The organism is Pseudomonas sp. NPDC077451, from assembly GCF_044543345.1.
GTDB lineage: Bacteria > Pseudomonadota > Gammaproteobacteria > Pseudomonadales > Pseudomonadaceae > Stutzerimonas.
Genome location: NZ_JBITVX010000004.1, coordinates 277,939 through 288,058 on the forward strand (window position 1 = coordinate 277,939; position 10,120 = coordinate 288,058).

The 10,120-nt window shown below is 61.6% G+C and carries 12 protein-coding genes; 1 reads left to right on the forward strand and 11 read right to left on the reverse strand.

Going from position 1 to position 10,120, the window contains the following annotated elements; genetic code table 11:
* Positions 1 to 20 precede the first annotated feature (20 nt).
* The 9 genes from ACIGHL_RS09655 to trmL all read right to left on the reverse strand — a co-directional run bounded on the left by ACIGHL_RS09655 (position 21) and on the right by trmL (position 7,081).
* Entirely contained in the window at positions 21 to 353 is a 333-nt protein-coding gene (locus ACIGHL_RS09655; RefSeq protein ID WP_045422524.1) for a phosphoribosyl-ATP diphosphatase, read from the reverse strand.
* Complete coding sequence (gene hisI / locus ACIGHL_RS09660; protein WP_127838182.1) at positions 346 to 741, reverse strand: phosphoribosyl-AMP cyclohydrolase; 396 nt, start codon at positions 739 to 741, stop codon at positions 346 to 348. Before hisI ends, ACIGHL_RS09655 begins: the two co-directional genes overlap by 8 nt.
* 49 nt (positions 742 to 790) lie before the next feature.
* Complete coding sequence (gene ubiB / locus ACIGHL_RS09665) at positions 791 to 2,401, reverse strand: ubiquinone biosynthesis regulatory protein kinase UbiB (protein WP_128119613.1); 1,611 nt, start codon at positions 2,399 to 2,401, stop codon at positions 791 to 793.
* Complete coding sequence (locus ACIGHL_RS09670; protein WP_128119612.1) at positions 2,398 to 3,021, reverse strand: ubiquinone biosynthesis accessory factor UbiJ; 624 nt, start codon at positions 3,019 to 3,021, stop codon at positions 2,398 to 2,400. Before ACIGHL_RS09670 ends, ubiB begins: the two co-directional genes overlap by 4 nt.
* Positions 3,021 to 3,791, reverse strand: coding sequence for a bifunctional demethylmenaquinone methyltransferase/2-methoxy-6-polyprenyl-1,4-benzoquinol methylase UbiE (ubiE, locus tag ACIGHL_RS09675; RefSeq protein WP_045422518.1), 771 nt, complete (start codon positions 3,789 to 3,791; stop codon positions 3,021 to 3,023). Before ubiE ends, ACIGHL_RS09670 begins: the two co-directional genes overlap by 1 nt.
* 282 nt (positions 3,792 to 4,073) lie before the next feature.
* Positions 4,074 to 4,448, reverse strand: coding sequence for a gamma-butyrobetaine hydroxylase family protein (locus tag ACIGHL_RS09680; protein WP_128119611.1), 375 nt, complete (start codon positions 4,446 to 4,448; stop codon positions 4,074 to 4,076).
* Between the two features lie 53 nt (positions 4,449 to 4,501).
* Positions 4,502 to 5,848, reverse strand: a complete 1,347-nt coding sequence (hslU, locus tag ACIGHL_RS09685; RefSeq protein WP_046163548.1) for an ATP-dependent protease ATPase subunit HslU — start codon at positions 5,846 to 5,848, stop codon at positions 4,502 to 4,504.
* A 28-nt stretch (positions 5,849 to 5,876) separates the two neighbouring features.
* Positions 5,877 to 6,413 (reverse strand): ATP-dependent protease subunit HslV, encoded by a 537-nt coding sequence (gene hslV / locus ACIGHL_RS09690; RefSeq protein ID WP_045431382.1) that lies wholly within the window; start codon positions 6,411 to 6,413, stop codon positions 5,877 to 5,879.
* 206 nt (positions 6,414 to 6,619) lie between these two features.
* Complete coding sequence (trmL, locus tag ACIGHL_RS09695) at positions 6,620 to 7,081, reverse strand: tRNA (uridine(34)/cytosine(34)/5-carboxymethylaminomethyluridine(34)-2'-O)-methyltransferase TrmL (RefSeq protein WP_045422512.1); 462 nt, start codon at positions 7,079 to 7,081, stop codon at positions 6,620 to 6,622.
* On the opposite strand from trmL, the gene ACIGHL_RS09700 reads away from it, so the two are divergent.
* On the forward strand, positions 7,080 to 7,520 hold the full coding sequence (locus ACIGHL_RS09700) for a hypothetical protein (RefSeq protein WP_128119610.1): 441 nt from the start codon (positions 7,080 to 7,082) through the stop codon (positions 7,518 to 7,520). The two genes, trmL and ACIGHL_RS09700, sit on opposite strands and share 2 nt — an antisense overlap.
* A gap of 29 nt (positions 7,521 to 7,549) precedes the next feature.
* On the opposite strand, the gene ntrC is transcribed toward ACIGHL_RS09700, so the two are convergent.
* Both ntrC and glnL read right to left on the reverse strand, forming a co-directional pair.
* Complete coding sequence (gene ntrC, locus ACIGHL_RS09705; protein ID WP_128119609.1) at positions 7,550 to 8,983, reverse strand: nitrogen regulation protein NR(I); 1,434 nt, start codon at positions 8,981 to 8,983, stop codon at positions 7,550 to 7,552.
* A complete protein-coding gene (glnL, locus tag ACIGHL_RS09710) occupies positions 8,980 to 10,062 on the reverse strand; it encodes a nitrogen regulation protein NR(II) (protein WP_128119608.1) in 1,083 nt (360 codons plus the stop codon). The genes ntrC and glnL overlap by 4 nt, the downstream gene beginning before the upstream one ends.
* Positions 10,063 to 10,120 lie beyond the last annotated feature (58 nt).

A 10,120-nucleotide genomic window follows, 5' to 3' on the forward strand; every position in this document is an offset into this window, starting at 1 on the left:
CAGTACTCCGAAGTTGTCTATCAGGAATGTGGGCGCGCGGCTTTTTCCGCATGCCCAGAGAGACCGAATCGCCGGTCGAGTTCGTCCAGAACCGCCTGTGGATGCTGGTCCAACGCGGCCAGCATTACCAAACTGTGAAACCAGAGGTCGGCGGTTTCGTAGATCAGGTCGCTGGCGTCACCGCTTGCGGCAGCGTCTTTGGCGGCTAGTATGGTTTCAACCGACTCCTCGCCGACCTTCTCAAGAATCTTGTTGAGTCCCTTATGGTAGAGGCTGGCCACATAGGAACTGTCTGCCGCGGCTCCCTTGCGGGCTTCCAGCACCTCGGCCAGGCGGGAAAAGGTATCACTCATGTGTGTGCTCCGCGTATATCGCGTGCGGGTCCTTGAGGACCGGTTCGACAGTCTTCCAATCACCGTTCTCAAAGACTCGGTAGAAACAGCTTTCACGCCCGGTGTGGCAGGCAATGCCACCAAGCTGTTCGACCATCAATACGATCACGTCGGCGTCGCAGTCCAGGCGCAGCTCGTGCAGCTTCTGCACGTGGCCGGATTCCTCCCCCTTGCGCCACAGCTTGCCACGCGAACGTGACCAATAGATGGCGCGGTTCTCTGTAGTGGTCAGTTCCAGCGCTTCGCGATTCATCCAGGCCATCATTAGGATGCGCCCGGTCTGATGGTCCTGGGCGATCGCCGGTACTAGCCCGTCTTCGTTCCAGTTGATTTGATCCAGCCAGTTCATCGGATTCTCCACTCTGTACGCTCAGTGTGCCAGCCTGCCCGACCGCTGGCTATCGGCGCACCACGATGTAGATGCCGGCCGCCAGCATCAGCCAGGCGGGCCAGGTCGCCAGCGCGGAAATACTCTCGGCCGCCGCCGCCAGCGTGGCGCCCCCGGCTAGCAACGCGGCGCCGACCAGACGCAATGGCCAGTGATGATGGTGTTCGCGCCAGGGCGGCGGCAGGTTGTGCGCGTGGGGCCCCGACATCCGCTCGAGCAGCTCGCGCGTCATGCCCGCCAGGTGCGGCAGCTGTTCGATCTGCGCCTGGGCGTTCTTCAACAGCTGTTTCGGGCTCATGCGTTCGCGCATCCAGCGCTCGAGGTAAGGCTGGCCAGTGGCCCATAGGTCCAGCTCCGGGTAGAGCTCACGGCCCAGACCTTCGATGTTGAGCAGCGTTTTCTGGAGCAGGACCAGCTGCGGCTGGACTTCCATGTTAAAGCGGCGCGCGACCTGGAACAGGCGGACCAGCAGCTGGCCGAAGGAGATGTCCTTTAGCGGCTTTTCGAAGATTGGCTCGCAGACGGTACGGATTGCCGCCTCGAACTCATTGACCTTGGTTTCGGCCGGCACCCAGCCTGAGTCGATGTGCAGCTGTGCCACCTTCCGATAATCGCGTCGGAAGAAGGCCATCAAGTTGCGTGCAAGATAGTCCTGATCCTCCGGGGTGAGACTGCCGACGATGCCGAAGTCGACCGCAATGTATTGCGGGTTCCACGGCTGGTGCGTGCTGACGAAAATGTTGCCGGGATGCATGTCGGCATGGAAGAAGCTGTCGCGGAAGACCTGGGTGAAGAAGATCTCCACGCCGCGCTCGGCCAGCTGTTTCATGTCGGTGCGCTGCTCAGCCAGGCGCTTCATGTCGGTCACTGGCACGCCGTAGATACGCTCCATCACGAGCACCTGCGGGCGGCAGTAGTCCCAGTAAACCTGAGGGACATAAAGCAGCGGCGAACCTTGGAAGTTGCGCTTCAGCTGGCTGGCGTTGGCCGCTTCGCGCAGCAGGTCGAGTTCGTCGTAGATGGTCTTGGCGTAGTCGTCGACCACTTCTACCAGGTGTAGGCGGCGGGCCTCGTTGGAGGCGCGTTCGGCGGTCTTCGCCAGCAGGAACAACCAGGCAATGTCCTGGCTGATGATTGGTCGCAGGTTCGGTCGTACCACCTTGACAACCACCTCTTCACCGCTGCGCAGTTTGGCGGCGTGTACCTGGGCGACCGAGGCGGACGCCAACGGCTTGCTGTCGAATCGGGCGAACACTTCGCCCACTGGCGCGCCCAGCTCACGTTCGATGAGTGCCGTGGCGACTGCCGAGTCGAACGGCGGTACCCGGTCCTGAAGCATGGCCAGCTCTTCGGCGATGTCGAGCGGCAGGAGGTCGCGTCGGGTCGAAAGAATCTGGCCGAATTTGATGAAAATCGGGCCGAGCCCTTCCAGCGCCAAGCGTAGGCGCGCCCCTCGAGAAAGTTCGGTGCGCCGGCGTGGCAGCCAACGCCATGGCAGCAGGTAACTGGTCGCACGCAGCCACCACGGCATCGGCAGGTCGAGAATGATGTCGTCCAGGCGGTAGCGGATCACCACCAGCAGGATGCGAAACAGGCGGCGGGCCGCGGCGAACAGCTTCATTCGGATCGGTCTGGTTTTTGAGAGTGGGTGAGCCGCTCGATGCGGGCTTCGAGTCGGTCGAGGTCGAGCTTGAGGCGGTCGAGTTCAGCGAAGCGCGTTTCAGCCTCGGCCATGCCGACCAGTGTGCGTGATTCTTCGCTGAGGTATTCGGCCAGGTTCTGCTGCAGGCTGTCAGCAGTTTGTCGCAACCAGGCGGATTGACGGCGAGCGCTGGAACCGAGCAGATGCGCACCAACCGGACCCAGCCAGCGCGACACCTCGTATTCCCAGTCCAGCTCGAGATCCTGCAGCACTTCGGCGAGGCTCATAAGCGCGCCGCTGTCGCCTTGGATTTCGACATCCGGACCATGCAGGATGGCCGTCTTGTTGCGGTTGGTCGCCAGGCGCAGCAGATCCGTGGCGGAAGCGCGCAAGCGGCAATCCGGCTCGCTGCCCCATTGCGTTGCCAACCGCAGGCCATCGGCATCGGCCAGGATGAACAGTTTCAAAGCCGGTGCCGTGCAGTCGATTTCTATGATTCGACCACTGAGCTTGGCCAGCCGCGGCAGGGCGGTCGGATCCAGGCGCAGAACGCCATTGAGACCGCGCTCGGCGCCGGCCAGCAGGGCAGCGCGCAGCATCAGGGCTTGATGCCGCGGTGCAGGGCGACGATGCCGCCGGTCATGTTGTGGTAGGTGACGCGCTCGAAGCCGGCGTCGGCCATCATGCCCTTCAGGGTTTCCTGATCCGGATGCATGCGGATCGACTCGGCTAGGTAGCGGTAGCTTTCGGAGTCGTTGGTGATCAGCTTGCCCATCATCGGCAGGAGGCTGAACGAGTAGGCGTCGTAGGCCTTGGAGAACAGCTGGTTGGTCGGTTTGGAAAACTCCAGAACCAGCAGCCGACCACCGGGTTTGAGCACGCGCAGCATGGACGCGATGGCGTCTTCCTTGTGCGTCACGTTGCGCAGGCCGAAGGCGATGGTAACCACATCGAAGTGGTTGTCCGGGAATGGCAGCTTTTCGGCATCGGCCTGAACGAACTTGACGTTATCGGCCACGCCTTTATCCAGCAGGCGGTCACGTCCAACCTTGAGCATCGAGGCATTGATGTCGGCCAGTACGACTTCGCCGGTCGGCCCAACGATGCGTGAGAACTGGCGCGCCAGGTCGCCAGTGCCGCCGGCGATATCCAGCACCCGGTTGCCGTGGCGGACGCCGGACAGCTCGATGGTGAAGCGCTTCCAGAGGCGATGCACGCCGCCGGACATCAGGTCGTTCATGAGGTCGTACTTGGCGGCTACAGAATGGAATACCTCTGCCACCTTCTGCGCTTTTTCGCTCTCCGGCACGTTCTTGTAGCCGAAGTGGGTGGTGGCTTCTGCGTCACGCTCTTTGCGGGGATCGGTCATGTCACTGTCACCGGAAGAATGTGCCGGCATTCTAAACCTAAAAGCATCCTCGAGCGCCAAGCCGCGAGCGGCAAGTCAGCATAGTCCATGCTGGCCGAACACAGCCTGACAGTCGGCGCTGGGCGACGGCGTTCAGACGCAAATCGAGCAAGCCCTGGTGCAGGCGCTTCGATCCTGAACCCCATTTGAGCGCAAGGCTGCTGCGATTTTTTGCAACCCCGGTGGCCCGGTCGTGGATCAATGAAGCGCGGTCCACCGTAGCGGGTGCCTACACGTTGAAGATTAGAGCATTAGCTTGACCGGTGAGATGTCCGGATCACGGGACTTTCCAGCGCGGGCAAGTGCGTCGAGGTAGTCCGCCCACATCTGCTGCTGATCGGTCGACAACCGATAGAGATAGTCCCAGCTGTACAAGCCGCTGTCGTGGCCATCGCTGAAGGTCAGCTTGAGTGCGTACTGCCCGGCCGGCTCGATCCCTTCAAGGCCGACGTTGATCTTGCCGGTCTGCAGGATCGGATTGCCATGACCCTGCACCTCGGCTGAAGGCGAGTGGACCCGCAGAAATTCAGCGGATAGCACATAGCGCTGCTCTGGCCCGTATTCCAGCTCCAGTGTTTTCGACGTTTTGTGCAGCTTGATTGCAGTAGGGATACGCATCGATTGCTCCTGACAGCGCACCGAGCCTCGTCCATGAGGCGCAGTCGCTCATTTCAAAGGATATAGCGCGACAGGTCTTCGTCTTCGGCCAGCTCACCGAGGTGACTGTTGACGTAAGCGGTATCGATGCGGATCGGCTCGCCATTCTGCTGTCCGGCCAGGTCGCCAGCGCTGAACGAGACCTCTTCAAGCAGGCGCTCAAGCAGCGTGTGCAGGCGGCGAGCACCGATGTTCTCGGTCTTCTCGTTGACCTGCCAGGCGATCTGCGCCAGGCGCTTGATGCCGTCCTCGGTGAATTCAATGCCCAGCCCTTCGGTCTTCAGCAGCTCACGATACTGCTCGGTCAGCGAGGCGTGTGGCTCGGTGAGGATGCGCTCGAAGTCTTCCGGCGACAGCGCTTTCAGCTCGACGCGGATCGGCAGTCGACCCTGAAGTTCCGGCACCAGATCGCTGGGCTTGGACAGGTGGAACGCGCCGGAGGCGATGAACAGGATGTGGTCGGTCTTGACCATGCCCAGCTTGGTGTTGACCGTGCTGCCCTCGATCAACGGCAACAAGTCGCGCTGCACGCCTTCACGGGAGACATCGGCGCCGCTGGTGTTGCCGCGCTTGGCGACCTTATCGATCTCGTCGATGAAGACGATGCCGTGCTGCTCCACCGCTTCCAGTGCGCGGGCTTTGAGCTCTTCTTCATTGACCAGGCGCGCGGCTTCTTCATCGCGGACCAGTTTGAGTGCGTCCTTGATCTTCAGCTTGCGGCTCTTCTTCTTGCCTTTACCCATGTTGGAGAAAAGACTCTGCAGCTGATTGGTCATCTCCTCCATGCCTGGGGGAGCCATGATCTCGACCCCGGCTGGGCTCTCGGCCACTTCGATATCGATTTCCTTGTCGTCGAGCTGGCCCTCGCGCAGGCGCTTGCGAAACAGCTGGCGCGTATTGGAATCAGTGCTCTGCACCGGTTGCTCCTCATTGAAGCCGGCCGGGCGAGCCTGAGGTAGCAGCGCGTCGAGGATGCGCTCTTCGGCGGCATCTTCGGCGCGATGGCGCATCTTCACTACTTCCTGCTCGCGGAGCATCTTCAGTGCCGCATCGGCGAGGTCGCGGATTATCGACTCGACATCACGGCCGACATAACCCACTTCGGTGAACTTGGTCGCCTCCACCTTGATGAACGGCGCATTGGCCAGCTTCGCCAGGCGCCGAGCGATCTCGGTCTTGCCCACGCCAGTGGGGCCGATCATCAGGATATTCTTTGGCGTTACTTCCGGGCGCAGCTCGGCGGAGAGCTGCATCCGCCGCCAGCGGTTGCGCAGCGCAATGGCGACGGCACGCTTGGCGTCGTCCTGGCCGATGATATGGCGATTGAGTTCGTGGACGATCTCGCGGGGCGTCATGGACATGGTGCGGTACTCCGGGGCTCGAGGGCGATTAGATCGCGCTGTCGAGCTCCTCGATGGTGAGATTCTGGTTGGTGAAGACACAGATGGTGCCGGCAATGTTCAACGCGGTTTCGGTGATGTCCTGGGCCGACATGCTCTGGTCACCTTTCTGCATCAGTGCCATGGCGGCGGCCTGGGCGAAGCCGCCACCGGAGCCCATGGCAATCAGATCGTTCTCCGGCTGCACCACATCGCCGTTGCCGGTGATGATCAGCGAGGCGTCTTTGTTGGCTACCGCGAGCATGGCTTCCAAGCGGCTCAGTGAGCGATCGGTCCGCCAGTCTTTAGCCAACTCAACGGCCGCCCGAACCAAATGACCCTGATGTTTTTCCAGCTGACCTTCGAAACGCTCGAACAGTGTGAAGGCATCGGCGGTGGCGCCAGCGAAGCCCGCCAGGACCTGGCCGTGATAGAGGCGCCGGACTTTCTTGGCGTTGCCTTTCATGACGGTGTTGCCGAGGGAAACCTGGCCGTCGCCGCCCATGACGACTTTGCCGTTGCGGCGTACTGAAACGATGGTGGTCAAAGGAAAATCTCCACGCAGCGGGGCGATGAATGCCCGAATGCGCTTGATATGGGGACACTGCCGCGCATTTCAACCGATGCGAGGGAATCGCGTCTTGCCCCCTTATGAACCTACCGACGTGACGCCAGGCGGCTCGCCGTGCAGGCAGGGCTGAGCGTTACTGATCGCCAAGCGACACGCACGGGCCCGCTGTTGGCGAGGCAGCGCTATTGCAGCGCGAAGTCCAGCTGTCGCCAGGCCTCGTAGACGGCGACGGCCACGGTGTTGGAGAGGTTCAGACTGCGGCTGTCTGGACGCATCGGCAGGCGCAGGCGCTGCTCGTTGGGCAGCGCGTCGCGGATCTCCGGCGGCAAACCGCGGCTTTCCGGGCCGAACAGGAAGGCATCGCCGCGCTGAAATTTGACCTCATGAAAGGGTTGCGAGCCTTTGGTGGTAAAGGCGAACAGGCGAGGGCGGCCGAGGCTCTCTAGGCAACTATCGAGATCGGCGTGTCGCTTGAGCGGCGCGTACTCGTGATAATCCAGCCCGGCGCGGCGCAACCGTTTGTCATCCAGCTCAAAGCCCAGCGGTTCGATCAGGTGCAGGCTACAACCGGCATTGGCGCAGAGCCTGATAATGTTGCCGGTATTCGGGGGAATCTCCGGTTGAAAAAGGATTACATGAAACATGCGCGGCACCGACTCTGAAAACGACCGGCATTCTACTGCGGCTAACGACCCGCTACCTCGCCTTCGCCGGCGCTTTTTCGGCTCGCTGGTGCTGCTCGGGCTGTTGTTCGGCTCTTTTCTCGGCCACGTCTTTCGGCCTGGCCCGGCCGAGCTGTTACGTATCGAGCCTGTAGCGAGTGGGCTGCAGCTATGGTTTAACCGCGAGCCGGAGCTCTACAGCCAGGACGTCGAAGGCGCCGTGGGCATGCTGTTTCAGTCCAAGGGCAGCGCCGATGCCGGGCGTATAGAGGTTGGGAGCACCAGTGCTGGCTGGCGCGTGCAGACGACCGAGAAGGGGTTGTTGCTGCATTTTGTGGCGACCCGACCGCTCGTAGCGGCCTGGTCGGGTGAAAAAATCGATGGCGAGTGGCGCTTGCTGGTCGAGGTCAAGCCGCGCTAAGGCGCAGCCGCTGGCTGCGCCAGTTCAGGTCAGGCTTCGTCGCCCTCATCCTCGTCTGCGCTGTCGCCCATTCCCAGCTCTTTGATTTTGCGCGTCAGCGTATTCCGTCCCCAGCCCAATAGCAGAGCCGCATCACGGCGGCGGCCGGCGGTGTGCTTGAGTGCAGTCTCGATCATGATGCGTTCGAAAGCCGGTACCGCCTCGTCGAGCAGATTCGATTGGCCGCGAGCCAGTGCCAGGTCGGCCCAATGGCGCAGCGCCTGCTCCCAGTTGTTCGACGGCATGGCATCGGCCGGCTGATTGAGCAGTTCCGGGGGCAGGTCGTCGACATGCACTTCGCGCCCGGACGCCATCACCGTGATCCAGCGGCAGGTGTTCTCCAGCTGGCGCACGTTGCCCGGCCACGGCAGGTTTTGCAGGTATTCCTCGGTTTCGGGCTTGAGCAGCTTGGTCTCGACTGCCAGTTCGGTAGCGGCACTGGCAAGGAAATGTGAGGCCAGCGTCGGAATGTCTTCGCGGCGGTCGGACAGGCGTGGGATATGGATGCGGATGACATTCAGCCGATGAAACAGGTCTTCGCGAAACTTACCGGCCTGAACCAAGGTTTCCAGGTCCTGGTGGGTAGCGGCAATGATGCGTACGTCGACCTTGACCGGTGTATGACCGCCGACCCGGTAGAACTCGCCGTCAGCCAGTACGCGCAGGAGGCGGGTCTGGGTGTCGGCGGGCATGTCGCCAATTTCGTCGAGGAACAGCGTGCCGCCATCGGCCTGCTCGAAGCGGCCGCGACGCTGGTTGGCAGCACCGGTGAAGGCCCCTTTCTCGTGACCGAACAGCTCCGATTCCATCAGATCCTTTGGAATCGCGGCCATATTCAGCGCAATAAACGGGGAAGCCGAACGTGGGCTATGCCGGTGCAAGGCATGAGCGACCAGCTCCTTGCCGGTGCCGGACTCACCGTTGATCAACACAGTAATGTTTGAGTGGGAGAGGCGGCCAATGGCGCGAAACACCTCCTGCATCGCTGGCGCTTCGCCGATGATTTCCGTTGTGTGGCGTTGATCGGCGGGTGCCTTTAGCCCTTGTTGCTCTTTGGCGTGCTGGTTGGCGCGCTTGACCAGCGATACCGCTTCATCCACATCGAAAGGCTTGGGCAGGTATTCGAACGCGCCGCCCTGATATGAAGCCACCGCGCTGTCGAGGTCCGAATGTGCGGTCATGATGATCACGGGCAGGCGCGGGTAGAGGTCGCGGATCTGCGCCAGCATGTCGAGACCGCTCACTCCCGGCATGCGGATGTCGGAAATGATCACATCCGGCTGCTGCCGTGCGAGTTTCGCCAGTACACCATCAGCGCTTTCGAAGCTTTGGGTGGTCATGCCTTCCTGTTGCAGCGCTTTCTCCAGGACCCAGCGGATGGAGCGGTCATCGTCGACAATCCAGACAGTTTCGCTGCGGCTCATGCGGTTGGTACTCCTTGTTCCAGCGGCAGGAAGATCGAAAACGAGGTGTGCCCGGGATGGCTTTCGCATTCGATCAGCCCCTGGTGCTGGCTAATGATGTTCTGGGTAATGGCCAGGCCTAGACCGGTGCCGTCGGGGCGGCCGCTGACCATCGGGTAGAAAAGCGTGTTCTGCAGTTCGGCGGGAATGCCTGGCCCGTTGTCGATGATTTCGATCCGGGCGACCAGCCGATGGCGTATATGACCAATGGTGAACTGGCGCAGCGTGCGAGTACGTAGCGTCAGGCGGGCCAGCCCCAGTTCGGTTTGCCCGGCAAGCGCCTGCATGGCGTTGCGCATGATGTTGAGCACGGCCTGAATCATCTGCTCGTGGTCCATCAGGACCTCGGGAATACTTGGGTCGTAATCACGCACCAAAATGAGGCTGCCTTGGCATTCGGCTTCGATCAGGCTGGCGACATGTTCGAGTACCTCGTGAATGTTGGTCATCGCCAGCGATGGCAACTTGTTTGAGCCGAGCATCCGATCGACCAGGTTTCGCAGGCGGTCGGCCTCCTCGATGATGACTTCGGTGTAATCCTTGAGGTGTTCTTCGGGCAGCTCGCGGGCCAGCAGTTGGGCGGCGCCGCGTATTCCCCCAAGCGGGTTCTTGATTTCATGGGCAAGCCCGCGGACCAGCATCTTGGTGGTTTCCTGCTTGGACAGCTGGGCCTCTTCCTTGGTGATGCGCAGCAGCCGGTCGCGTGGCAGCACTTCCAGCAGCAGCATCGTTTCCTGCTTCGTCAGTACCGGCGTCACGGCGTAGTCGACGGTCAGCGTCTGGCCGCTGGCGGATGTCAGGGTCGCTTCCCGCTTGGTGAACGGATGGGCTTCTTCGACGGCCAGGCGCAATGCAGCCAGGGCTTCCGACGACTCGGTGAACAGTTCGCTGATGAACTGACCGTGGCTGCGCTGGCCGCTGACGGCAAGCAGCATCTCGGCAGCGGGGTTCATGTATTCCAGGCGCAACCGTGAATTAAGCAAAAGGGTGGCGGTGGTGAGATTCTCGATCAGCAGGCGCTGTAGGGCTTCGTTGATCATGGCAGTCTGCATCCGGGGTGTACGTCAGGAAATGCAAGAAGCAAACCAAGGCGCTCCT